We start from the raw sequence: 24,166 nt of genomic DNA on the forward strand, positions 1-24,166 counted from the left end.
CGGCTAACGCAGGAAAACCGACAGCAGCTCCGCGACCTCACGCGGATGGGTCGTGAAGGTGCGACGGGTCGCGCCGGGGATCGTGGCATGCTCCGCGGCCGCCGGTGCATCGCTGCCGGTGATGGTCAGGGTGGGCGTCGATACGCTCTGGTGGTCGCTCTTCCGGAACATCAGGCGCCTCCTAAGCGGTGCCGGGAAGGCCAGCACCAGGTGGCTCACGCGCCCCGGCTGCGCGGCAGCGATCCGCAGCGCCACGGTGGCGCCGACCCCGCACCCCAGCAGCACCACCCGGCGCAGCTCGTGCTTGTCCAGCAGTGCCTCCACCGCCGTAGCGCCCTGCTCCACCGACCCCGCCCAGGGGGCGATCCGGGGACGCAGCCCGAGATCCGCGGGCAGCTCGTTGATGATCTCGGTGTACTCGTCCGGCATCTGCCGCGCATCGGGTACGACGATGAGATGCCTACTCAAGAGGTTGCAGCTCCTCCAGCTCATCACAGGCCAGATCGACGGCGGCGATCCAGGAACCGGTTCGCGTGAATTCGCGACGCTGGCGCTCGTAGCCGCCCCCGCGCTCGAGTATTTCCAGCACCAGCTCCAGCTCGCCTGCGCATCCCAGCTCCGTTGCCAGCGGGTGCAGGGAGGAGACCAGTCTGCGCAGCTCATCCTGGACCATGGCCTCATCGGTATCGCGGGAAATGATGATCTCCGCATCCAGCCCGTACCGCGCCGCACGCCACTTGTTCTCGGCGACGTGCCAGGGCTGCAGGGTGGGCAGCTGCTCGCCGTTGTCGATCATCCGGTCATAGTGGACCACCAGGCAGTGGGTGAGGGCGACAATGGCCGAGAGCTCACGCAGATTGGAGGTGGAATCACAGACCCGGACCTCGATGGTGCCCCACTTGGCTGCCGGCCTGATATCAAAGTGCATGGAACCGGTGTGGTTGATAACCCCCGACCTGCCCTGGTCCGCCATGTACTGCTCCCATTCCGGCCAGCTGGAGAACTGGTAGGGCAGACCGGCGGTGGGCAGCTGCTGATAGAGCATGGTGCGGTTGGAGGCGTAGCCGGTATCGATACCGTCCCAGCCGGGAGAGCTCGCCGAGAGCGCGAGCAGGTGCGGATAGTTGGTCAGCAGCGCATTGATGATCGGCCACACCCGGTCCTCGTGACTGATGCCAACGTGGACATGGATTCCCCATATCAGCATCTGGTTGCCCCAGTACTGCGTCCGCGCGATGATCTCATCGTAGGACCCCTTCTCCGAGACCGGATTGTCCCGGAAGTCGGAGAAGGGATGGGAACCGGAGGTCCACAGCCGCAGACCGAGCTGCTCGGCGGCGCTGTCGACGGCGGACAGTGAATGCGCCAGCTCGGCCACCGCCTGGGGCACCGTGTCGCAGATGCCGGTGACCAGCTCGACGGTGTTCTGCAGGAACTCCCGCTCGAGATGGACCTCGGGGTGTGCCGCCGAAACGATGTCGATGATCTCCGCCGCTCTGGGCGAGAGATCACGGGTGTCCGGGTCGACGAGTGCGATTTCCCACTCCACGCCGAGTGTGGGCCTGGGTGAACGCCTGAATTCGATTGCCTCTGCCTGAGCCATAACGTCGACCTCCTCTGCTTGATTTAGGGTGCTGTGCCTTTAAAGTGCGGTGTCCTGGACGAGCACGAGGACAAGGGAGTCCCTGCCCTCGGTCTCCTTCGGCAGCGCATCGGATCTCTCCTGCGCCACCCCGCCCACGCGCTCGGCGAGTTCCCTGGCCTTCTGCTCCGCGTCCGGGTTCCCCGGGGTGAAGTAGACGGTGTTCTCCGGGAGGAGCACATCGGGAAGGTTCCCCGACTCCACCACGGGGAAGTCGCCGCGCAGTTCATCGGCGACGCGGGCGGCGAGCTGGGGGACGGTGGAGTTATTGAGCACATGCAGCGTTCGCACCGGCTCCGCCGCTCCCCCCGCGGCTGCGGGCGCCGCCGGGGATGCGGGTGCCGTCGTCTGAGGGAGGGTGGTGGATTCGGTGGTTGCTGTCTCCGCACCGGTGGTCGTGGCCGGGGATGCGGTCGCAGCGGGGGAGCCCGCCTGGGTGCTGGAGGAGGTGGTCGCCACCGCTCCCGTCCCGGAATCCCGCGAGTTCATCGACCACAGCGCCCACACAGCGAGCAGCACCGCGACCGCGATGAGGATCATGGCCAGCCCGCGCAGGGGCAGCCCGGGGCCCGCCTTCTTTTCCTCCGCCCCGCCGTGGCGGCCGGAGTCGGGATTCCGCATGTCCGATGTCATGTCGGTTATTCTATCTTCCCGGCGCGACGCCGTAGCCTGGACACCAGCGTTGGATTCACCTTCATCGCCTCAGGGGCATCGATAATGATGTTCAGACGCTGGTAGTAGCGCACCGGTGAGATACCGAAGGCCGTTCTGATGGCATCCTCCTTCGCCCCTGTCCCACGGGGCGCGGTGGCCTCGAACTCCAGGATCATTAAATCATCTGCGGAGAGCATGCCTAAACTGTAGGGCATGACTGTCCGAGCAATTGTTATTCACGGCGACCCCGTCCTCCACCACCCGACCGCACCGGTCACCGAGGACGTCTCGGAGCTGCAGGATCTGATCGCCGACATGTACGAGACGATGGAGGCCGCCCACGGGGTGGGCCTTGCGGCGAACCAGATCGGGGTCTCCAAACGGATCTTCGTGTACAACTGCCCGGATGACGAGGGACACCTGCACCGCGGCTGCTTCATCAACCCGGTGCTGGAAACCTCCGAGATCCCGGAGACGATGCCGCTGGACGACGGCAGTGACGAGGAGGGGTGCCTGTCCGTTCCCGGCGAGGGCTTCCCCACCGGCCGCGCCGACTGGGCGAGGGTGACCGGGCTCAATGAGCACGGCGAGGAGGTCTCCGTGGAGGCCACCGGCTTCCTCGCCCGCTGTTTCCAGCACGAGGTCGGGCACCTCGACGGTTTCGTCTACACCGACACCCTCATCGGGCGCTGGAAACGGCAGGCGAAGAAGGCCATCAAAGCCCACGGCTGGACCGAGGCCGGTCTCACCTGGATGCCGGGCGTGGACGAGGACCCTTTCGGTCACGATGACTAGCCTGCCTAGGTTCCGCTCCGAGAACCCGAGGATCGGCGACCGGATCGTGCTTCGCCGCCTGATCGGCGACCCGGCGGGTGCCGATACGCTGTGGAGTGACATCATCGGCCATGTCATCTCCCTGGATCCGCTGGTGGTGCGCCCGCAGTCCATCGGGGGCATGCCCTCGGAGGCGGAAGCCATCGAGGTTCCCCGGGAGCACATCGCCGTGATCAAGATCCTCTCCCCGCGCACGATCCGCAACTCCGACATCCGCGCCGTCGAGGTCGCCACCGCCAAGGCGTTCCCCGGCATCGCCCACGAGTGGTCCGGCGGGTGGCTGCTGCGTGCCGGAGACGGGATCGCCGAGCGCTCCAACTCCGCCTCGCCGCTGGGTCCGGGCACCGGATTCGAGGCCGTGCCCATGGATGCGATCACCGGGTTCTACGCCAGTCACGATCTGCCCGTGCGGCTGCACATCCCGGAACGCATCGGCAACCCGGCACTGAAGTTCATTGCCACCGAACCAGGAAAATGGGAGTTCGGCCCCGAGATCCTGGTGATGACGGCCCCGCTCGCCTCCCGCGAGCCCACCCCGCTGCCGGAGGGACTGAGCTTCCGCATCGATGACCAGCCCGATGAGGAGTGGCTGGGGATGTACCACTTCCGCGGTCGCGCCCTCCCACCCGAGGCCCTGGAGCTGCTGCGCACCAGCATCGACGGGCGCATGGGTTTCGGCCGGATGGTCACAGGTGCCGGGCAGACGGTGGCGATCACCCGCGCCACCATCACGGCCTCCGGTTCGCGTACCTTCCTGGGCTACTCCGCGGTCGAGGTCGCCCCCGCTTTTCGACGCCGCGGCCTGGGCACGGCACTGGGGTCCCGCATTCTCGACTGGGGCGCCCAGATGGGCGCCGGGGAGGCGTACCTGCAGGTGGTCTCGTGGAATGCGGCCGGCATCGGGCTCTATGAGAAACTCGGTTTTCTCGAGCACCACCGGCACCGCTACGCGGTGCGCAGTGGTGGGTGAAGCCGCGGTTGGGCGTCGTCACGCTTCGGCTAGGGTATAGGGCATGCGCATCGCCAACTGGAACGTCAACTCGGCCCGCACCCGCGCGGACCGCATGGTGGAATTCCTGACCCGCAATGACGTGGACATCCTGCTGGTGCAGGAAACCAAGTGCAGGGACGACCAGTTCCCCACCGGGCGCTTCACCGCGATCGGTTACCACGTCGCCCATTTCGGCCTGGACCAGTGGAACGGCGTGGCCATCATCTCCAGGGTCGGCATCAAGGATGTGCACACACAGTTCCCGGGCCAGCCCGGCTTCAACAAGAATCCCGCCGCGCCGCAGCTGACCGAGGCCCGTGCCATCGGCGCCCTGTGCGGCGGCGTGCGGGTATGGAGCCTCTACGTTCCCAACGGCCGCGAGATCGCCGACCCGCACTATGACTACAAGCTCCGCTGGCTCTTCGCGCTGCGCAACCATGTGGCCGAGATCCTGGGGGCCGATCCCTCGGCCCGACTGCTCCTGGGAGGTGATTTCAATATCGCCCCCACCGACGCCGATGTCTGGGACATCTCCGCATTCGAGGGGAAGACCCACGTCACCGAGCCAGAGCGGGCGGCATTCGAGCAGCTTCTCGAGGCCGGGCTGAGTGAAACCACCCCGGGACCGGGGACCTTCACCTATTGGGACTACAAGGGTGCCCGCTTCCTCCGTGGCGAGGGCATGCGGATCGACTTCCAGCTGGCCTCCCCGGCACTGGCCAGCACGGCGACGGGAAGCTTCGTTGATGTCGACGAGCGCCGGGGCAGGGGCGCCTCCGACCATGCCCCCGTGATCGTGGACTACAACCTGGACCCCGCAGGGGCCTAATCCCCCATGACACTGCAGATCGATCTGGAGATGTGGCAGACCCTCGGTCTGATCATCGATTATTCCATCAAGATCCTGGCCATCGGCTACGTCCCCGAGGGCCGACGCCCCAGTTCCTCCACGGCGTGGCTGCTGACGATTCTGCTCATCCCTTTCCTCGGCCTGCCGCTGTTCCTGCTGATGGGTTCGCCCTACATCAACCGCAGGCGGCACCGCATCCAGCAGGAGATCAATGATCTCATCGACGATGTCCACGCCGACGTCCCGGATTTCCCGGAGGGCATGACCGTTTCCAGCGAACTGGAATCCGTGATCCGGTTGAACCGGAAACTGACCAGCATGCCGGCGGTCACCGCCACCAACCACGGCGTGTACAGCGACTACCAGCAGTCCCTGGACAGGATGATCGCCTCCATAGACGCGGCGCGGTCCTACGTCCATGTTGAGATCTACATCATGGCCTGGGACCAGACCACCAGACCCTTCTACGAGGCGCTGGAGCGCGCGGTGCGGCGCGGGGTCAAGGTCCGTCTGCTCTTTGACCACGTCGGAAGCTGGAAGTACCCCAACTACCGGCGGCTGGGAAGGGAACTGACCCGTATGGGTATCGACTGGTACCTCATGCTCCCGCTGCAGCCGTGGAGGGGGCGTTTCCGCCGACCCGACCTCCGCAATCACCGGAAGATGCTCATCGTCGACGGCCACACCGGCTTCATCGGCTCCCAGAACATCATCGATTCCAGTTACCTCATGCGGCGGAACCGGCGCATCGGGCGGCACTGGATGGATGTCATGGTCGAGTTCAGCGGACCGGTGGTGTCCTCGATGGAGATGGTCTTCGCCGGTGACTGGTACTCCGAGTCGAATGAAACCCTGGAGATCCACGATCACGACGAGGTCCATGAGCCCAGCCCGGATACCGTCGCCGATTCGGAGATCAACCTGGTCCAGCTCGTCCCCTCCGGCCCCGGATACACCACGGAACCGAACCTCCGGATGTTCAACTCCATCATCCACCACGCCAAACAGCGCCTGGTTCTGTGCAGCCCCTACTTCGTCCCGGATGAATCACTGCTGGAGTCCGTGACCTCGGCGTGCTACCGCGGGGTGCGGGTGGAGCTACTGGTCTCCGAGCAGGCCGATCAGTTCAGCGTCAACCACGCCCAGTCCTCCTACTATCAGGCGCTGCTGGAGGCCGGGGTGCACATCTACATGTACCCCAGGCCCACCGTCCTGCATTCCAAGTTCGTCCTCGCCGACCCCGACGGACCCGATCCGCTCGGTGTGGTCGGTTCCTCCAACATGGACATGCGCAGTTTCGGTTTGAACTACGAGGTCTCACTGATGGTGGCCAAGGGCAACCTGATCGGCGAACTCAATGAACTCGCCGCCAGCTACGAGCAGGCGAGCCTGAAACTGACCCTGGACAGGTGGAACGAGCGCAGCTGGGGCAGACGTTATGTGGATAACGTCATGCGCCTGACCTCGGCACTGCAGTAGGGCTAGTCAAGGGAGGCGACCCCGCCGCGACCCGCCACGTAGCAGGATGCGGCGGCGCAGAAACCACAGACCACCATTCCGGTGCCCATGGCCAGCAGCGCATTCGAGCCGAGACCGACAAGCGGACTGATCACCCCGGCGAAGGAGAACTGGACAAAGCCCATCACCGCGGACCCCGAACCGGCACGCTTGCGCACCGCGGCGGTTCCCAGCGCAGTGGCATTGGACAGGATCACCGGGACGTGGGAGATGGCCAGGAAAAGCAGGATGAGCACGAGCCACAGGTGCGGATACACCAGGCCCGTGATCAGAATGAGCACGCTGAGGACGAAGATATCGAAGGCTGCGACCTGCATGATGTGGTGCGGATGGAAGCTCTGCAGCAGCCTCTTGTTAACGAGTCCGGCCAGCGTCATGCCCAGCGCGTTGCCGGCAAACACCAGGGAGTACATCAGCGCGGGCACCCCGAACTGCTCCTGGAGCACGAATGAGGAGGCGGAGATGTAGGAGAACATCGTGCCGAAACCGAAGGCGAAGGCACCGACATAGGCGAGGAACCTCGGGTTGGAGAGCACATAGGCGAAGTTGTCCCGCATACCGCGCAGACCTATCGGTGTCCTGTTCTCCACCGGCAGCGATTCCCTGACGACCAGGCCGGCGACCAGCAGTTGCGCCACATTGATGCCGGAGAGCACCCAGAACACGCTGCGCCAACCGAAGGGCTCGGTGAGAAAACCTCCGACAATCGGCGCGATGACCGGCGCGATACCCTGGATCAGCATCAGCAGGGTGAACGCCTGGGCCGCGGCGCGGCCGCGGGCGAGATCGGGCACGATCGAACGCGCCAGAACCACACAGGCACCGCCGCCGAGACCCTGGATCAGACGGGCGAGGATGAGGATGCCTATCGACGGCGCGAGCGCACACATCACCGACGCCAGCAGCGAGGCGATCACACCGCCCACCAGCAGGCGCTTGCGTCCCATCGAATCAGAGAGCGGACCGATGAGCAGCTGCCCCACCGCCATGCCTACCATGAAGGCCGAGAGGGTCAGCTGCACCATGGACTGTGTGGTGTCCAGTTCACCGGCGATCGCGGGTAGGGCGGGCAGATACATGTCGGTGGAGAGCGGGGGCGCGGCTGACAGAAGTGCCAGGCCCATCAGAAGAGGAGTGGTCAGTTGTTGGCTTCTCTGTGCCATCGGGTCGTGTCCATTCGAAGAGGTCCCCTTGAGTCGGGGCTGTCGTACAACCCAGTAACCTTAGCCTAAAAGTTGCCGAACGCAGTTCCGGATAACCCCGGGGTAGTCGGTAGCTCCTCCCATATTTTTTAGTCTGTTCATCCCCTGTCAATGTACGATTCAAGATGAATACACCGGAGGATCAGGAGGAAGGGAGCGGGGCACTGCATGACGAGTCCAGATCACCGATCCCCGGTCCGGAACCCGCTCCCGTCCACCGTTGACAACCCGGTTGCCGCATTCCTCCCGGGGACCTTCCACCCCATAAACCCGAAGAACATTCCCATCGGAAACGACCAGGTGCTGCTGTCGATCTGGGGCAAGCTCGTCCGGTGGATCCTCGTGCTGCTGGCCATCGTGGTGGTGATCGTCGGCATGAACCTGATCACCGACGGCGTGTACAACGTCGGCGGGTTCCAGACGGCGCACCTCTACCAGCTGGCACGCAATCCCCTGGTGGGACTGCTCATCGGAATTCTCGCCACCGCAGTCGTGCAGTCCTCGACCACCACGACCACCCTGACCGTGGCGGCGGTGGGCAGTGGACTCGTGTCCGTCCCCGTCGCCGTACCGCTGATCATGGGCGCCAATATCGGCACCACGATCACGGCACTCATCGTGGCCTTCTCCTATGTCGGCGACCGCCGCGAGTTCAGGTTGGCCTTCTCCACCGCGGCGATGCACATGTGGTTCAAGATCCTCGTGGTCGGCATCCTGGCACCGATCGAGCTGATCCTCCACCCGCTGCAGCGCATCAGCTCCACCCTTTCCGAACTCATCCTCGGGCGTGGTGTGTCCACGATCCCGACCACCGGCATGATCCGCGGGCTCACCGATCCGATCATCGATCTGATCGGCATGAACGGTCTGTTCGGCGCCATCGGCAGCGATCGCGTCGCCGCCGTGCTCTGCCTGGTCACGGGAAGCCTGTTCATCCTCCTAGCGGTCCGCGTCATGAGCAACCAGCTGCGCATCATCACCGCCGCCACCGCCCATACGCTGATGGATTTCTTCGCCACCGCCCCTGGTTCCCCGCGACCGACCTACCGACGCAGCTTCCTCGGTTTCGGTGCCGGGGCGCTGTTCACCGTGCTGGTCACCGCCTCCTCGGTGACGGTGGCCTCGATGCTGCCTTTCGCCGTCTCCGGCACCATGAAGCGCCGGGCGATCCTGCCCGTGATCCTGGGTGCCAACGTCGGCACCACCCTCACCGCCCTGCTTGCCACGCTCGCTGTGGTGGGTGACAACGGGGAGTTCGCACTGCGTGCGGCACTGATCCATGTGCTGATCAATCTCACCGGTGCGCTCGTCGTCCTCGGGATCCCGAAACTCGGCGATGCCATCTGCCTGCTGTCCGCCGCGACCGCGAAGGTCGCCCGTCGCAGCTACAGCATCTCCCTTGCCGTTATCCTCGGGCTCTACATCGCGGTGCCCGCCCTGGTCCTGGTGATCTACACGATGGTGAACTGAAGGTCGGCGCCACCGCTGAACCTCGTCGAGGTGACTCCACCCACCCACACCCGGTCCCCCTCAATGGAGATGTGGACCTCGCCGGCGCGCTGCAACCTGGTGCCCTGTGACGCGACATAGCCGCTTCCCGCCCGTCCATCGCGGTGCAGCCACTGGGCCACGGAGGCATTAAGACTGCCCGTCACCGGATCCTCCCCGAGCCCGTGGATGAAGGCGCGAATCTCAAATTTGTGGGGTGAACCCTCCGGGTAGCCTCCGAAGACCCCGACCTCCATGCCGGGGAAGGCGTCGAGGTTGGGCGCCAGGTCGAGCACCTCGGCGGCGTCGGCAAGCTCCACCGCCGCCCAGTGCGGACCGTTGTCCACCCACTGATGGTCGATGATGCGCTCCCGTGGCACCCCGAGTGCGCTCGCGATATCCGAAAGATGCTCCTCCTCCACCGCTCCGGTGCGCAGCGTCGGGGGGAGCCAGGAACGCCAGGGGTCGGCCCGGACTTCTCCTGATCTCGATCAGGCCGGCGCCGCATTCCTGCACGATGGTGTCTGCACGGACGGGTGACCCACCGCCCTCGAGCCAGGCGTGCGCACTGCCGAGAGTCGGGTGTCCGGCGAAGGGCAGCTCACCGACGGGTGTGAAGATCCGCACCCGGTAGTCGGCCTGCTCCGTCGTGGCAGCGCAGAGGAAGGTCGTCTCGGTCAGATTCGTCCATCTTGCAATGGTCTGCATCTGCTCGGTGGTCAGCCCGTCTGCCCGCCCGATCACCGCGACGGGGTTGCCCCGGTAGGGCCGCGACGAGAAGACATCGACCTGCCGGTAGGGATGCTCCATGCCGCAGGTACCCCTATGCATCCCGACGCTGGATCTGGACGATACCGGCGATGAACAGCACCAGCGCCCACACCGCGAAGTACACCCCGCCCATCGCGGGGGACCATCCCGGATCGGCGGCCGCATAATCGGTGATGAAGGCACGCAGATTGGTGAAGGGACCGTACTTGGCCACATACTCACCGATGTTGGGGATGAACGCCAGCAGGTCCTCCAGTGCCAGCTGCCACATCAGCAGCAGGGTGATCGAACCCGCGGTCTGGCGCAGCAGCATGGCCACACCGGAGGAGAAGGTCACCAGCAGAGCCGCGGTCACGGGGTACTTCCACATGATCGCCAGGGCGCGGTCATTGTGCCAGACCTCAAGCGTGCTGCTGGAGATCTCCGAGGCGAAGAGCTTGGCCACGTAGAAGGACAGCAGGGCTGTGAGAAAGACGATCAGCATGGAGATCACCGTGTACAGCAGCCACTTGGCCACCATCACCACCCACCGCCTGGGCGTTGCCAGGAAGGTCTGCTGCTGGTAGCCGAAGCGGAACTCTGTCGTGTACATCATCACCGATTGCACGATGACCACGAGGAACCCGATCAGATAGAGGCCGGCGACCACGCTGTCGGGCAGCAGGAGCAGGGTGGCCATGCTGTCGCCGGTGGCGGTCCAGCCGGTCAGGGCCGCGAATCCCACGCTGACGAAGACGATCAGTCCGGTTGTCCACCAGAATGATTTCGTGGTGCGCAGTTTCGTCCATTCGGAACGGAGAACGTTGAAAAAGCCGGTAAGCATCTATTTGCCCTCCTGATCCTGGGCGGATGTCTGGTACTGCACGGTGTGGCTGGTGGTCTCCAGGAACGCCTGCTCGAGCGAGGCGCGGTGCTCGGTGAGCTCCAAAAGTCCCAGCCCGTTGGAGAAGGCCAGGCGGCCGATCTCATCCGTGGTGGCCTCGCTGATGCGGAGGATCCCACGGTTCTGCTCATCGGTCGCGCGGGTGAACCGGACACCGTTGGCCTCCAGCAGCGCCGCGAGTTCGGAGGGGTTCTCGGCGCGGACGACCACCGTCTGGGCGGAATGGTCCCTGATGAAATCCTGCATGGGCGTGTCCGCGACGAGCCTGCCACGACCGATGACAACCAGGTGGTCGGCGGTCAGTGACATCTCGGAGAGCAGATGGGAGCTGATCAGGATGGTGCGTCCCTCCGCCGCCAGGTTCTTCAGGAGGGTGCGCACCCAGTGGATGCCCTCCGGGTCGAGTCCATTGACCGGTTCATCCAGGATCAGAAATTCCGGATCGCCGAGCAGTGCACCCGCAAGTCCCAGCCGCTGCCCCATGCCGAGGGAGAATCCGCCCGCCTTCTTGCGGGCGACGGCGCTCAGCCCCACCAGTTCCAGCACCTCATCGACCCGGGAGGCGGGTATCCCGTTGGCCTGCGCGATCCATTTCAGATGGTTGGCTGCCGAGCGGTTGGGGTGGATCGCCTTGGCATCCAGGAGCGCACCGACCCGGGTCAGCGGGCGGGTGAGGTTGCGGTAGGGTTGCCCGCTTATGGAAGCTGTTCCCCGTGTCGGGTTGTCCAACCCGAGGATCATGCGCATGGTGGTGGATTTGCCGGCGCCGTTGGGGCCGAGGAAGCCGGTGACAATACCGGGTTTGACCTGAAAACTCAGATCGTCGACCGCACGTACCTTTCCGTAATCCTTGGTCAGGCCTTGGACTTCAATCATGCTCACCAGTCTGTCATAGACACCGTCCGCGCGACTTCAGCGGATAGGAACTCCCAGGTTCTTGCGAAGGCGGGCATCAGTGGGAGCTCACCCACCTCCCCGACCGGCACCCACCGGAGTTCCAGGGATTCCTCATTGGGGGTCAGCGCCAGCGGTGCGCCGTCCGCGACCCGGGCGATCACGGTTGTATAGGACCAACCGCCGGCGAGTTCCGGGCGCGCCGGGTCCGCGGGAAAGGGGCCGGCTGTGGTGTGGGCGTCGATGAGCACGACCTCGTCCGGGCTGATCCCCGTTTCCTCGGACGCCTCCCTGAGCGCGGCCTCCTCCACCGTCTCATGGGAGTCGCGGGCGCCGCCGGGCAGAGCCCAGGTTCCCCCGTTGTTCGTCCAGTGCGCGCGGTGCTGCATGAGCACCTCCCTGTCGCCTTCGGGCCCGGTTGCGATCAGCAGCAGACCGGCCGCCCCGTTGCGCCCCCACATCGCCGTACCGTTCGGTCCCGCGGCCCATCCGTCTCCATCGCCCTTCATAGTGACCACCTTAGGCCAGCCAGCGGAAAGCGCGCGGAGGGCGAGCGGTGCCCGGCGCTTTATCCACCGATGACATCAGGCTATTCTGAAACAATGACCCGGGAAGGAAATGCGGATCACACTCCTGTGGCACGCACGGCGGTTGACGTTCAGGGCGAACGGCCCTCAGCAGTCGACTCCGGCGCGCACAATCCGCCGCTTCCCCCGGGTTTCACCACCGACAACGCCACCAACAACGCCGCAGACACTGCCACAGACAACGCCACAGACAACGCCCAGGACGGGCCCGACCACTGGCTCGATTCGGTGCCGACCGGCGTGCGCTCGCGCCGCGGGGTCGTGGCCACCATCATCCAGGAGACCTTCGGCCAGCCCTTCTTCCTGGCCAGGCGAATGTGGAGTTTCGTGGCCACCTCGCCGGGAAAGATCACGGCAATGACGATGGTGATATCAATCGCCATTTTCGCAGCCGGTTATGCCATGTCGCTGTCCTCGGATGGGCGGCAGACACAGCTGGATGATCTGATCACCAACACCGAACCCGTCTCCTATAACGCACACGTTCTCTACACCTCGCTCTCGGTCGCGGACACCACCGCAACCACCGGGTTCGTGCAGGCGGGGATCGAGAGCCCGGTCAACCGGGTTCGCTACAACACCGCCGTCGACCGTGCCGCGGTCGCTGCGACGGATACCGCGGCCTCCCTGAATCAGGAGGACGGGCGGATAATGGAGCTGCTCACGGAGATTCAACGCCAGCTTCCCGTGTACACCGGCCTGGTGGAGACCTCGCGAACCAACAACCGCGCCGGCAATCCGGTGGGTGTGGCCTACATGGCCGATGCCAGCGCCATGATGCGCAATGAGATCCTGCCCGCGGCAGCCGAGCTGTACAACATCACCAGCCGAAAGGTCTCCGAACAGCAGCTCAGCGTCACCCGCCCGCAGTGGATCCCGCTCTCCGGGCTGCTCGCGGCCCTCGGGATGCTCATCATCGCGCAGTGGTGGCTGATGCGCATCACCAGGCGGCGGATCAACCGGGGCTTCGCGTGCGCGACAGTGATGATGCTGGTGGCCACCATCTGGGTCTCGGCCGCGAACTGGGCGACGTGGCAGGCGGGCACCCAGGGCTTCGAGCAGGCCGCCGGCCCCCAGAACGCCATGACCACGGCGAGGATCTATGCGCAGCAGACCCGCACCACGGAGACCCTGGCCCTGGTCCGCCGGCAGTCGGTGCAGGGTTCGGGCACGGGATTCGACGCCACGATCATCCAGATCAACCGAGCCGTGGACGAGTACGAAAACACCCTGCACGCCCAGACCCCGGAGCACATCGCGCTGATCGCCGAGGTCCGCGACGCGGCCGGGGCCTGGCAGCGCCAGCACGAGGCCTTCACCGAGGCATTGTCCACCGGCAACTACGCCACCGCCGTCTCGGCCGTGCTGGAGACCAACGCCGAGGGAATCACCGACTTCGACAGGCTGGACAGTGCCCTGTCCCAGCTGATCATCGATTCCCGTGCCGCGATGCGGACCTACATCCAAAGTGGCCTGTCCGCCACGGCGCTGGTGTCCTATATCGTGCTCATGCTCTCGGTCGCCTCGGTGGTTGCCCTCTGGCTCGGTATCAGACCGCGTCTGCAGGAGTACCTATGACCATTTCGTATCGACGCCCCCACCGCCGGGTGGCCGCCACCGTGGCGGCCTGCGCCCTGGCCGCCTGCTCACTGACCGCCTGCGCCGGTCCGACACCGGAGTCCCCGGTCAACTACAACCAGCTGGACCCGGGGGCCGGTCCGCCGCTGCCCCCGGATTCCGAGCTGGAGGCCGCCGGCTCCGTGGCACCCCAGGAGATCGTCACCGACACCTGGGAGGGATCGCTGCGCCCCGATAGTGCGACACCGGAGGAGCGGGTGCCCACAATCTTCAAACGCGGACGCATCATCGTCGGTGTGGACCAGTCGCAGAATCTGCTGAGCTTCCGCGATTCCCTCACCGGCACCCTCCAGGGTTTCGAGGTCAGCCTGGCCAAGGAGATAGCCAGGGACATCTTCGGTGACCCCGAGGCGGTGGACTTCCGCTACGTCGATTCCATCGATCGCGTCCGGGCGCTCCAGCAGGGCAATGTCGACATTGTCATCCGCTCGATGGCGGTGACCGAGGACCGCGCCAAACAGGTCGAGTTCTCCACCCCCTATTACCGCGCCCAGACCCGGCTGCTGGTGATGGACAACTCCGGGATCACCTCGGTGGCGGACCTGGCCGGTCACACGATCTGCGTGGCCGAGGGATCCACCGCACTGCAGAGGGCGCGGGCCATCGCCCCGGAATCGGACATCCTCAAGACCCGGAACTGGGCCGACTGCCTGATGGCGCTCCAGCAGCAGCAGGCGCAGGTGATCCTCGGGGATGATGTCATCCTTTCCGGTATCGCCGCACAGGATCCCTACACCAGGATCCTGCCGGCCTCCCTCGGGCTGGAGTACTACGGTGTGGCCACGGCCAAACAGGTCAGTGGGCGCGATGTCAGCGGGCTGGTCCGTCAGATCAACTCCACCCTCGAGCGCCTGCGCAACGACGGCACCTGGTGGAACCTGTTCAACCAGTGGTTCGCGCCCTATCTGACCTCACTGGGGCCACCGGCCCTGCAATTCAGGGAGGAGAACCCCGATGAGTGACAAGGACGAGGATCCCGGTACCGAGGCGGTCCTGTTCGACCCCTTCGCGGACGACGAGGAGGAGGACGGGGAGGACCTGTCCATCTTCGACGACGACAACCTCGGCCTGCTGCTGCACGACCTGGAGGGCATCCGTGCCACCCAGGGGCAGTTCCGCCCGGATTCCGGTGACACACCCACCGTGACCACCGCCGCCACCGCGGCGACTCCCGGACCGGCGCCCGGCGCCGACCCGAGCGAACGCAGTCGTCGTCAGGCAATTTCGCTGTTCCGTGAACGCCGCAGGGTGCGCCGCGAATCCCGACCGGTGGCCGACGGCATGGTCCAGCTGCCCTTCATCACCCCCACCCCCGAGAGCGAGCTGCTCATCGACCCGGAGGCGGAGCTCAAACCGGGGATCGAGGCCCCGCAGCTGCGTGCCGGGGACATCGTCGCCGATCAGTACGAGGTGCTCGGGGTCATCGCGCACGGCGGCATGGGATGGATCTACCTGGCCAACGACCGCAACGTCTCCGGCCGCATCGTGGTGCTCAAGGGGATGATGTCCCAGGCCAGCTCGCAGGATCAGGGTACAGCGGTGGCCGAACGGGAGTTCCTGGCCGACATCACCCACCCCGGGATCGTCAAGGCCTACAATTTCATCGACGATCCCCGCGTCCCCGGCGGTTTCATCGTGATGGAGTACGTCAACGGGCCGTCACTGAATGATCGGCGCAAGAAGCAACCCGATGGTGTGCTCGGCCTGGATCTGGCGATCGGCTACATCCTCGAGGTTCTGCCCGCCATGGAGTATCTGCACAGCCGGGGCGTGGTGTACAACGATCTCAAACCGGAGAATGTCATCGTCACCGAGGACCAGGTGAAGCTGATCGATCTGGGCGCGGTGACCGGTATCGGGGCCTTCGGATACATCTACGGCACCAGGGGCTTCCAGGCGCCCGAGGTCTCCACCGAGGGGCCCTCCGTCGCCTCGGACATCTACACCATCGGCAGGACCCTGGCCGCGCTGACGCTCAAGATGCCTGTGGAGGACGGCCAGTACAAGCCGGGGATCCCCTCCCCCAACAGCGAACCACTGCTGCGCAGGCACCTGTCCTACTATCGCTTCCTGCAGCGGGCCACCGCCACCGATCCCGCGGCGCGGTTCAGCTCCGTCTCGGAACTGCGGACGCAGCTCTACGGTGTGCTCCGGGAGATCCTCGCCGTCCGCGACGGCAGACAGTACCCCGCCCAGCATTCGCTGTTCTCCCCGCAGAGAAGCACCTTCGGCACCAAGCACCTGGTCTTCCGCACCGACAAGATCATCGACGGCATCGACCGTCAGGTCCGCATCACCTCCCCGGAAATCGTCGCGGCCCTTCCCGTCCCGCTGATCGACCGCAACGACCCCGGATCCCGGCTGCTCTCCGGCTCCTCCTACGCCGAACCCTCGGAAACACTGGAGTCGCTGCGCAACGCCATGAAGGATGAGCGCTATGCCGATTCCATAGAGATTCCCCTCGGCGTGGTGCGCACCCTGCTGGATCTGGGATTCACCACCGAGGCGCGAGCCTGGCTCGCCACCCTCGAGGAGCGGCTGGGCAGGGACTGGCGGCATCACTGGTTCTCCGGAATCACCTACCTGCTTCTCGACGAATACCCCATCGCCCAGGAGCACTTCAACATGGTGCTCACGATCCTGCCCGGGGAATCGGCCCCTAAGCTGGCGCTTGCCGCCACCGATGAACTGTTGCTCCAGCAGGGTGGCTTCGACAACACCGCCCTGCTGACCCCGGAGGTGGCGGCCGCCACGGCGAACCTGGACCAGGATTTCGAGAACCTGGACTCCACCACCTTCGAGCAGCTCAGCGACACCTGGTCCCACATCACCCACGAGCCCAATGTGCTGCGCTTCCAATGCCTGCGTCTCTACGCGCTGGTCTGGGCCACCAACCCCACCACCGTCTCCTCCGCCTTCGGTCTGGCCAGGCAGCTGATGGCGGAGAATCAGATTGAGCTCGCGGTCTCCGCGCTCGACCGGCTCTCCCCCTCGTCCAGGCACCACCGCATGGCCACGCTGACCACCATCCTGCTGCTGGTCAGCTCCAACCTCAGCGAATCACGGATCAGGCGAGCCGCCAGGCGACTCGAGGAGATTCCCACCAATGAGCCGCGCTTCAACCAGATCAGGATCGCGGTGATGTCCGCGGGGCTGACCTGGTTGCGTGAATCCGGATTGAAGGCGGCGGCCTCACCCAACCCCCTCTTTGAGTACCCCTTCTCCCAGAAGGGACTGCGTGAGGGGATCTCCGCGGCGCTACGGGTGCAGGCGCGATCGGCGCCCTTCGCACGCCACCGCTACGCGTTGGTGGACATGGCGAACTCGGTGCGGCCCTTCACCTGGTTCTGAACCGGTCGGGGGCCGCCGGGGCCCCTCAGGCGAAGGCGACCGCGTAACGGGCGATCGCGAGCTCCTCATTGGTGGGGATCACAAAGACCTTCACCGCTGAGTCATCGGTGGAGATCAGGCGGGGGCCGTCATTGGGCAGCTCATTGCGCTCGGGGTCGACCTTGATCCCGTACATCTCCAGCCCCGCCAGCGCATCCGCGCGGACGAAGGTGGCGTTCTCTCCGACACCGGCTGTGAACACGAGGGCGTCGACATTGCCGAGTGCGAACATGTACGAGCCGAGGTAGCGGCGCAGCTGGTGGATGTAGACGTTGTAGGCCGACCAGGCGTCCTGGTCGCCTTCATGGATCATCTCGCGCAGCGCACGGAAATCATTGACGCCGGCCAGTCCCTTGACACCGGATTGTTTGTTCAGCAGATTGTCGATCTCATCGATGCTCATGTTCGCGGTGCGTGCCAGGTGGAACACGATGCCCGGGTCGATGTCGCCGGAGCGGGTACCCATGACCAGGCCCGCGAGCGGGGTCATCCCCATCGAGGTATCCACCGCCTTGCCGCCCCGGATCGCGGACATGGAGGCGCCGTTACCCAGGTGGAAGGTGATCTGGTTGATCTCCTCCGCCGGCCTGTCCAGCAGCTCGACCAGCCTTCTGGACACGTACTCGTGTGAGGTGCCGTGGAAGCCGTACCTGCGGATACCGTGTTCCGCTGCCACCTTGTTATTGATGGCGTAGAGCGCCGCGGCCGGGGGCAGGGAGTGGAAGAAACCGGTGTCGAAGACGGCGACATGGGGAACGTTCGGAAGGATCTTCCTGGCGACCTCGATGCCGTCGATGTTGGCGGGATTGTGCAGGGGTGCCAGTGGAATGAGATCCCTGATCATGTCCACGATCTCATCGGTGATCAGCTCGGGGGAGGAGAAGAGGATGCCACCGTGGACGACGCGGTGTCCGACTGCGATGATATCCACCTGGGTGGGGCCGCAGCCACGCTCCTCCATCAGCTCGAAGGCCAGGCGCAGGCCCACGGAGTGGTCGGGGATCGGGGAATCGAAGACGTGCTTCTCCCCGTCGAACTTGAGCACGATGCGGCCGAGGTCCTCGCCGATCTGCTCAACCAGTCCGGAGACGAAAGGTTCATCGGTGGCGTGGTTCTCCGGATCAACAAGCTGGAACTTGATCGACGAGGAACCGGAATTCAGGACGAGTGCCAGTGACATGGTTATTTCCCTCCGGCCTGGATGGCGGTGATGGCTACGGTGTTGACGATGTCCGGGACGGTCGCCCCACGCGAGAGATCGTTGACGGGTTTGTTCAGCCCCTGCAGGATGGGCCCGACGGCCAGCGCGTGCCCGGTGCGCTGGGCGGTCTTGTATCCGATGTTCCCGGCCTCCAGGTCGGGGAAGATGAACACGTTGGCGTGCCCTGCGACCTCCGAATCGGGCATCTTCTTGCGGGCGACACCGGGATCGACGGCGGCGTCGAACTGCAGCGGGCCATCCACCTTCAGCTCCGGATCGATGCGCTTGGCCTCGGCCAGGGCCTCCACCGCACGATCGACGTCCGGGCCGGTTCCCGAGACCCCGGTGGAATAGGAGAGGATGGCGACCCGGGGGTCGATTCCGAACTGGGCCGCGGTTCTGGCGGACACCACCGCGATCTCACCGAGCTGGGCCGCGGTCGGGTTGGGGTTGACCGCGCAGTCGCCGAAGGCCCAGAGCCGACCGCGCAGAACCATGAGGAAGACCGAGGAGACCACTGAGGCCTCCGGGACCGTCTTGATGATCTGGAAGCTCGGCTTGATGGTGTGCGCGGTGGTGTGCGCGGCACCGGAGACCATTCCATCGGCATCACCGTTGTGAACCATCATCGTGGCGTAGTAAGAGATGTCCTTCATCGTCTCCCTGGCCTCCTCGAGGGAGACGTTCTTCTTCCTGCGCAGCTCAACGAATTGCTCGGCGAACTCCTCCAGCTTCGGATCGGTCAACGGGTTGACCAGATCCGCCTTGGACAGATTCAGCCCCAGCTCCGTGGCGCGGCTGGTGATCTCCTCCGGATCCCCCAGGATGGTCAGCTCACAGATATCCTGATCCAGAAGCTGGTGGGCGGCCATGAGGATGCGGTCGTCCTCCCCCTCGGGCAGCACGATGCGGGCATCGGCCTCACGCGCCTTGTGCAGGAGCCAGTTCTCGAACAGGACCGCGCTCATCACCGGCTTGAGCGCGGGCACCCCGTGCAGCGCCTTCTTCAGCTTGGCGGTGTCCGCCCTGTCATTCGCCGGGAAGGCGGCGGCCACCACGGCCCCCAGCTCCTTGGCCTGGGTCCGCGCCAGCGACACGTGCGGACCCCGGCCGTCCACGAGGAAGAGCATGGGCACGGCCAGCGCCGCCGCGACCTGCGCGTCGAAGCTGACATTGCCGGCGCCGACGATTAGCGCGGGTCCGTTTCCGAGAAGATCCGCGGACAGCACCTTGGCCATGTCCAGCTCCTCCTCGTGGATTCTCACGATGGGCAGTTCCAGATCATGCGCCAGTTTCTCCAGATCATAGCCGTCAAAGTTGCGGTTGACGGTGGTGATCAGAACTGATGTGGGGGTGTCAGACATACATCGCCTTTCTTCGAACAACGTGGGCTGTCACAGGGAGCTGGAACCGGCTGTGCCATCCGGCACTATCATCCAAGTGTTGTGATTCTTCGCATAGTTTAGCCCTCTTTGGACGTCTCCACACCCCGGTTGCAAACTTTTTCCTCCGCGGATTCTTGCTGGGAATATTCCATAGGGCGATGAGCTGCACTGATCTAAAGCTGCGAAGAAAACAGAATTTCCGTGTTACAGCTTGCGAAGATCATTTTGCGAAGATCTCCCCCGCGGTCCCCCACCGCGGAGAAGGTAAGTGCCCCCTTTCATAGATCGGGTGCGACCACGTATCATGAGCGGTTGATTGCACTGAAGAATCCCCCGCCCGCTCGGCACCGCTTCGAATCGATCACCCAAACCGGGATCCTCCGGTTGACCACCGATGAATAAGGAAAAGAATCACCCATGTCCCGTCCCCTGCGCGTCGCCGTCGTTGGCGCTGGTCCAGCTGGAATCTATGCCTCCGACCTCCTGATGAAATCCGGCGAGGACGTCCAGATCGACCTTTTCGAGCGCATGCCGGCACCCTTCGGTCTGATCCGCTACGGCGTCGCCCCCGACCATCCCCGCATCAAGGGTATCGTCAAATCGCTGCACAACGTTCTGGACAAGGATCATCTGCGCTTCCTCGGAAACATCGAGATCGGCAGGGACATCACCGTCGAGGAGCTGCACTCCTTCTATGATGCGATCGTCTTCTCCACCGGTGCCACCGGTGACCAGGACCTGCGTGTTCCCGGCTCCGATCTCAAGGGATCCTTCGGCGCCGGTGAGTTCGTGGGCTTCTACGACGGCAATCCCGATTTCGAGCGCTCCTGGGATCTCTCCGCGGAGAAAGTCGCCGTCATCGGCGTGGGCAACGTCGCACTGGATGTCGCCCGCATCCTGGCCAAGACCGGCGATGAGCTCAGGGTCACCGAGATTCCGGACAATGTCTACGAGTCCCTGGCACGAAACAGGGCCACCGAGATCCACGTCTTCGGACGCCGCGGCCCCGCCCAGGCCAAGTTCACCCCTCTCGAGCTCAAGGAGCTCGACCACTCCCCCACGATCGAGGTGGTGGTCAATCCCGAGGACATCGACTACGACGAGGGCTCGGAGAGGGCGCGCCGGGAGTCCAAGTCCCAGGACCTGGTCTGCCAGACCCTCGAGCAGTACGCGATCCGGGATCCCAAGGGCGCCCCGCACAAGCTGTTCATCCACTTCTTCGAGTCCCCGGTGGAGATCATCGGTGACAACGGCGAAGTGGTCGGGCTGAGGACCGAACGCACCACGCTTGATGGACAGGGCGGAGTGACCGGCACCGGCGAGTTCACCACCTGGGATGTCCAGGCGGTCTACCGCGCGGTCGGCTACCGCTCCGAGGCCGTCAACGAGGTCCCATTCGACCCGGAGCGCGCGGTGATCCCCAACGACGGCGGACATGTCATCGATCCCGCAACCGGCGCACCCATCACCGGCCTCTACGCCACGGGATGGATCAAGCGCGGCCCGATCGGGCTGATCGGCAACACCAAATCCGACGCCAAGGAGACCACCGAGATGCTGCTCTCCGACTACGCCGCCGGTTCACTGCCCGAGCCCGCGCACCCGGAGCGCGAGGCGATCCTGGAGTTCCTCGATTCCCGCGACATCGCCTTCACCACCTGGGAGGGGTGGCACCTGCTCGACGCCGCCGAGCGCCAGCTCGGTGAGGCCGAGGGTCGCGAGCGCAAGAAGATCGTGGAGTGGAACGAAATGGTCAGGCACGCCCGCCCCGAATACGAGATCTAGCCTCGACGGTGGGAATTCAGACACGGTGCCCCGCGCTGCGAGGAGAATCACCCGCCACCGCTGTCCGGAGTACACCCCCGGGGCCCCGCTCCACCTGATTCGGCCGTGCTCCCCCGGAAAACGGGCACCGCGCCACTCCCGTTGGTCCGGTTGCCCGACCCGATGGGGCGATGCTCCCTTCAGCCCGGGCGGCGGGGTCTTTTCAGCGGGGCGTCACCGAACTACAGTGTCATTCCCATGAACACCTATTTCGCAGTCACCAGCCTCGCGGACATGAGTCCGCTCGAGGTCCACAAGCTCTACAAGCTGCGGGTTGACACCATCGGCACCGGCATCGATGACGCCGACGCCAACCCCGGAACCCACCATGTTCTGGCCTGGGACCACACCGACCGGCCTTCACCGGAGCTGCACGGATACGCGCGGATTCTCCCGACGAGCACCGGGGTCCTCGAGGTCACCGAACTCAGCCACCTCTATGCCGTCGACGGTTCCGGGTTGGTCCGCGACATCCTCGACAACGCGCTCCGGCTCGCCGCCGAACGCTACCCGGACCGGGATGTCGTGGTCACCGCACCGGAGGATCTGCAGGGTCTCTATGAGAGTTTCGGCTTCCGCAGCTACGGTCGGCCCGGGGACGGTGGCCACCCGATGATTCTTTCCACCACCCGCCTGCACGCCGTTTATGGAGATAAGGTTAACGCCTGAGCCCCAATGGGGTGTGCGGGCGCCCATCCCCGGCTAGGATCAGGCGCATGACCCGATATTTCGCCGTTTCCAACCTCCACGAGCTCGGCCCTCTCGAGGTTCACAAATTGTACAAGCTGCGCGTGGATGTCTTCGTCCACGAGCAGGGCACCCCCTACGCGGAGATCGACGATGCCGACGCCGCCACCTCCACCCACCACATCCTGGCGTGGGAGCGTGCCGCCTCCGGCGTCACTGTTCTCGACGGTTGCGCCCGGCTGATCCCCACCACCGTCGCCGATCTCGCCGCCGCAACCGGGTCGACGCTCACGCTTGACGACGCCCCGGTCTCCCAACTCGGCCGCCTGGCGGTGGCCCGGGAGTTCAGGGGTACCGGCCTCGCTGATGAAATCATGCACAACGCACTTCGCCTCGCCCATGAGAAGCACCCGAGCAACGATGTGGTGCTCACTGCGCAGTCACCGCTGCGCAGCTTCTACGAGGGTTACGGCTTCAGCGTCTGTGGCTCCGAGTTCCTCGATTCCGGTGTCGCCCACCTCCCCCTGGTCCTCGGCGCCGCCGAGCTGGCCGACTACGCGACCGCCCCGCGGGCCTGATACGGGATCAGCTGTCCCTGGCCAGGAGTTCACGGACGCGGGGGATGACCTCGGTGCCGTAGAGCTCCACGGCGCGGAGCCTGGCGTCGGCGGGCTGGGCCCCCATGGTGTAGATCATGTCGAAGCGCCCCACACCCAGGCGCCGGATGGTTCTCGCTATCTTGCGGGCCACGGTGTCCGGGGAACCCAGATACATGGACCCGTGCGCGACCTCGGCGTCGAAATGCTCTCTGCGCAGTGGCGGGAGACCGCGTTCCGGACCGATGATGGCGTGCATCGCCTCGTATCCGGGGTAGAACGCGTCGAAGGCCTCCCGGTCGGTGTCGGCGATGAACCCAGGCGAGTGCATCCCCACCGGGAGTTCGGGGGTGCCGAACTCCCTCGATGCGCGCCGGTAGAGATCGATGTACGGGGAGAAGCGGGCCGGATCGCCACCGATGATCGCAAGCATGAGCGGGAATCCGTACCGTGCCGCCCGCACCACCGACTGCGGGCTTCCGCCCACCCCCACCCAGGTGGACAGTGCGCCCGACTCCGTCTTCGGGTACACCTCGACCCCGTCAAGCGGTGCACGGACCGATCCCGACCAGGTTACCCCGCGCTCGTCGAGGAGACGTGCGAACAGCTCGATCTTCTCCTCGAAGAGCACCTCGTAATCGCTCAGGTTGTATCCGAACAGCGGAAACGACTCGGTGAAGGAGCCCCTGCCCAGAATCACTTCGGCGCGACCCCGTGCGATCGCGTCCACCGTCGCGAATCTCTGGAACACCCGAACGGGATCATCGGAGGAGAGCACGGTCACCCCCGATCCCACGCGGATCCGATCGGTACGGGCCGCGATCCCGGCTAGGACGACCTCGGGGGCGGAGATAGCGTACTCACGTCGGTGGTGCTCCCCGACGAGGATGACATCCACCCCAGCCCGATCCGCGACAACCGCCTCATCGAGGGTCGCTCGGATCGCCTCCGCATAGGTCACCGGTGCGCCATCGGCTCCGACGGGGACATCGCCGAAGGTGTCCAGGCCGAACTCGATCCGCTCGGGGTGTGGTTGTGTGGGCATAATGGACTTGTGCTCCTAACGTGATGAACGGATTCGGTGGCACCCCGGGGGGTGCACCGTTCCCATTGATGGTTACTCATAGAGAG

22 protein-coding genes and 1 pseudogene are annotated in these 24,166 nt (G+C 65.1%); 11 read left to right on the forward strand and 12 right to left on the reverse strand.

Annotation, left to right across the window (positions count from 1 at the left end):
• Positions 1–3 precede the first annotated feature (3 nt).
• The 4 genes from B7E02_RS14435 to B7E02_RS13395 are packed head-to-tail and all read right to left on the reverse strand — an operon-like array spanning position 4 to position 2,493.
• Positions 4–468 carry an alpha/beta fold hydrolase gene (locus B7E02_RS14435; protein WP_179129733.1) on the reverse strand — a complete coding sequence of 155 codons (465 nt, stop codon included), beginning with the start codon at positions 466–468 and terminating at the stop codon, positions 4–6.
• The gene (locus B7E02_RS13385; protein ID WP_080796754.1) at positions 461–1,603 is read right to left on the reverse strand and encodes a glutamate--cysteine ligase; all 1,143 of its coding nucleotides are present in this window, start codon (positions 1,601–1,603) and stop codon (positions 461–463) included. The genes B7E02_RS14435 and B7E02_RS13385 overlap by 8 nt, the downstream gene beginning before the upstream one ends.
• A 39-nt stretch (positions 1,604–1,642) precedes the next feature.
• Positions 1,643–2,275 (reverse strand): LytR C-terminal domain-containing protein, encoded by a 633-nt coding sequence (locus B7E02_RS13390; protein WP_080796755.1) that lies wholly within the window; start codon positions 2,273–2,275, stop codon positions 1,643–1,645.
• Positions 2,276–2,280: 5 nt separating this feature from the next.
• Positions 2,281–2,493 carry a DUF3263 domain-containing protein gene (locus B7E02_RS13395; protein ID WP_080796949.1) on the reverse strand — a complete coding sequence of 71 codons (213 nt, stop codon included), beginning with the start codon at positions 2,491–2,493 and terminating at the stop codon, positions 2,281–2,283.
• Between the two features lie 16 nt (positions 2,494–2,509).
• Here B7E02_RS13395 and B7E02_RS13400 point away from each other — a divergent pair, with 16 nt between their 5' ends.
• The 4 genes from B7E02_RS13400 to cls are packed head-to-tail and all read left to right on the forward strand — an operon-like array spanning position 2,510 to position 6,450.
• Positions 2,510–3,091, forward strand: coding sequence for a peptide deformylase (locus tag B7E02_RS13400; protein WP_080796756.1), 582 nt, complete (start codon positions 2,510–2,512; stop codon positions 3,089–3,091).
• On the forward strand, positions 3,084–4,100 hold the full coding sequence (locus B7E02_RS13405) for an N-acetylglutamate synthase, CG3035 family (protein WP_080796757.1): 1,017 nt from the start codon (positions 3,084–3,086) through the stop codon (positions 4,098–4,100). Before B7E02_RS13400 ends, B7E02_RS13405 begins: the two co-directional genes overlap by 8 nt.
• Before the next feature lie 43 nt (positions 4,101–4,143).
• Positions 4,144–4,950, forward strand: a complete 807-nt coding sequence (locus tag B7E02_RS13410) for an exodeoxyribonuclease III (RefSeq protein WP_080796758.1) — start codon at positions 4,144–4,146, stop codon at positions 4,948–4,950.
• A 6-nt stretch (positions 4,951–4,956) separates the two neighbouring features.
• Positions 4,957–6,450, forward strand: a complete 1,494-nt coding sequence (gene cls, locus B7E02_RS13415) for a cardiolipin synthase (protein WP_080796759.1) — start codon at positions 4,957–4,959, stop codon at positions 6,448–6,450.
• Positions 6,451–6,452: 2 nt separating this feature from the next.
• Here the strand turns inward: cls and B7E02_RS13420 are convergent, their stop codons facing one another.
• The gene (locus B7E02_RS13420; RefSeq protein ID WP_080796760.1) at positions 6,453–7,652 is read right to left on the reverse strand and encodes a multidrug effflux MFS transporter; all 1,200 of its coding nucleotides are present in this window, start codon (positions 7,650–7,652) and stop codon (positions 6,453–6,455) included.
• Positions 7,653–7,859: 207 nt separating this feature from the next.
• Here B7E02_RS13420 and B7E02_RS13425 point away from each other — a divergent pair, with 207 nt between their 5' ends.
• A complete protein-coding gene (locus B7E02_RS13425) occupies positions 7,860–9,161 on the forward strand; it encodes a Na/Pi symporter (RefSeq protein ID WP_080796761.1) in 1,302 nt (433 codons plus the stop codon).
• On the opposite strand, the pseudogene B7E02_RS13430 reads toward B7E02_RS13425, so the two are convergent.
• The 4 genes and pseudogenes from B7E02_RS13430 to B7E02_RS13445 form a co-directional block, all read right to left on the reverse strand.
• Positions 9,143–9,989, reverse strand: a pseudogene (locus B7E02_RS13430) (PhzF family phenazine biosynthesis protein). The gene B7E02_RS13425 and the pseudogene B7E02_RS13430 sit on opposite strands and share 19 nt — an antisense overlap.
• Positions 9,990–10,002: 13 nt before the next feature.
• Positions 10,003–10,773, reverse strand: coding sequence for a multidrug ABC transporter permease (locus tag B7E02_RS13435; protein WP_080796762.1), 771 nt, complete (start codon positions 10,771–10,773; stop codon positions 10,003–10,005).
• Positions 10,774–11,709 (reverse strand): ABC transporter ATP-binding protein, encoded by a 936-nt coding sequence (locus B7E02_RS13440; protein WP_080796763.1) that lies wholly within the window; start codon positions 11,707–11,709, stop codon positions 10,774–10,776. It abuts the gene before it with no gap.
• A gap of 2 nt (positions 11,710–11,711) precedes the next feature.
• Positions 11,712–12,236 carry an NUDIX hydrolase gene (locus B7E02_RS13445; protein ID WP_080796764.1) on the reverse strand — a complete coding sequence of 175 codons (525 nt, stop codon included), beginning with the start codon at positions 12,234–12,236 and terminating at the stop codon, positions 11,712–11,714.
• A 93-nt stretch (positions 12,237–12,329) separates the two neighbouring features.
• On the opposite strand from B7E02_RS13445, the gene B7E02_RS14440 reads away from it, so the two are divergent.
• Genes B7E02_RS14440 through B7E02_RS13460 form a run of 3 tightly spaced genes read left to right on the forward strand, consistent with a single transcriptional unit; the run spans position 12,330 to position 17,303 of the window.
• The gene (locus B7E02_RS14440) at positions 12,330–13,892 is read left to right on the forward strand and encodes a hypothetical protein (protein WP_245802280.1); all 1,563 of its coding nucleotides are present in this window, start codon (positions 12,330–12,332) and stop codon (positions 13,890–13,892) included.
• Positions 13,889–14,914: a glutamate ABC transporter substrate-binding protein gene (locus B7E02_RS13455; protein ID WP_080796766.1), complete on the forward strand. Its 1,026-nt coding sequence runs from the start codon at positions 13,889–13,891 to the stop codon at positions 14,912–14,914. Before B7E02_RS14440 ends, B7E02_RS13455 begins: the two co-directional genes overlap by 4 nt.
• Positions 14,907–17,303 carry a serine/threonine protein kinase gene (locus tag B7E02_RS13460; protein ID WP_080796767.1) on the forward strand — a complete coding sequence of 799 codons (2,397 nt, stop codon included), beginning with the start codon at positions 14,907–14,909 and terminating at the stop codon, positions 17,301–17,303. The genes B7E02_RS13455 and B7E02_RS13460 overlap by 8 nt, the downstream gene beginning before the upstream one ends.
• A 25-nt stretch (positions 17,304–17,328) precedes the next feature.
• Here B7E02_RS13460 and B7E02_RS13465 read toward each other — a convergent pair whose 3' ends face one another.
• Both B7E02_RS13465 and pta read right to left on the reverse strand, forming a co-directional pair.
• The gene (locus B7E02_RS13465; RefSeq protein ID WP_080796768.1) at positions 17,329–18,522 is read right to left on the reverse strand and encodes an acetate kinase; all 1,194 of its coding nucleotides are present in this window, start codon (positions 18,520–18,522) and stop codon (positions 17,329–17,331) included.
• A gap of 2 nt (positions 18,523–18,524) precedes the next feature.
• Positions 18,525–19,907 (reverse strand): phosphate acetyltransferase, encoded by a 1,383-nt coding sequence (pta, locus tag B7E02_RS13470; protein ID WP_080796769.1) that lies wholly within the window; start codon positions 19,905–19,907, stop codon positions 18,525–18,527.
• Between the two features lie 438 nt (positions 19,908–20,345).
• Here pta and B7E02_RS13475 point away from each other — a divergent pair, with 438 nt between their 5' ends.
• The 3 genes from B7E02_RS13475 (at position 20,346) to B7E02_RS13485 (ending at position 23,017) form a co-directional block, all read left to right on the forward strand.
• The gene (locus B7E02_RS13475) at positions 20,346–21,713 is read left to right on the forward strand and encodes an FAD-dependent oxidoreductase (protein WP_080796770.1); all 1,368 of its coding nucleotides are present in this window, start codon (positions 20,346–20,348) and stop codon (positions 21,711–21,713) included.
• A gap of 237 nt (positions 21,714–21,950) precedes the next feature.
• Positions 21,951–22,421, forward strand: coding sequence for a GNAT family N-acetyltransferase (locus tag B7E02_RS13480; RefSeq protein WP_080796771.1), 471 nt, complete (start codon positions 21,951–21,953; stop codon positions 22,419–22,421).
• 47 nt (positions 22,422–22,468) lie between these two features.
• Positions 22,469–23,017 (forward strand): GNAT family N-acetyltransferase, encoded by a 549-nt coding sequence (locus B7E02_RS13485; RefSeq protein ID WP_080796772.1) that lies wholly within the window; start codon positions 22,469–22,471, stop codon positions 23,015–23,017.
• Between the two features lie 7 nt (positions 23,018–23,024).
• Here the strand turns inward: B7E02_RS13485 and B7E02_RS13490 are convergent, their stop codons facing one another.
• Positions 23,025–24,080, reverse strand: coding sequence for an LLM class flavin-dependent oxidoreductase (locus B7E02_RS13490; protein ID WP_080796773.1), 1,056 nt, complete (start codon positions 24,078–24,080; stop codon positions 23,025–23,027).
• Between the last annotated feature and the right edge of the window lie 86 nt (positions 24,081–24,166).

This window comes from Corynebacterium pacaense (genome assembly GCF_900169525.1).
Classification (GTDB): Bacteria; Actinomycetota; Actinomycetes; order Mycobacteriales; family Mycobacteriaceae; genus Corynebacterium; species Corynebacterium pacaense.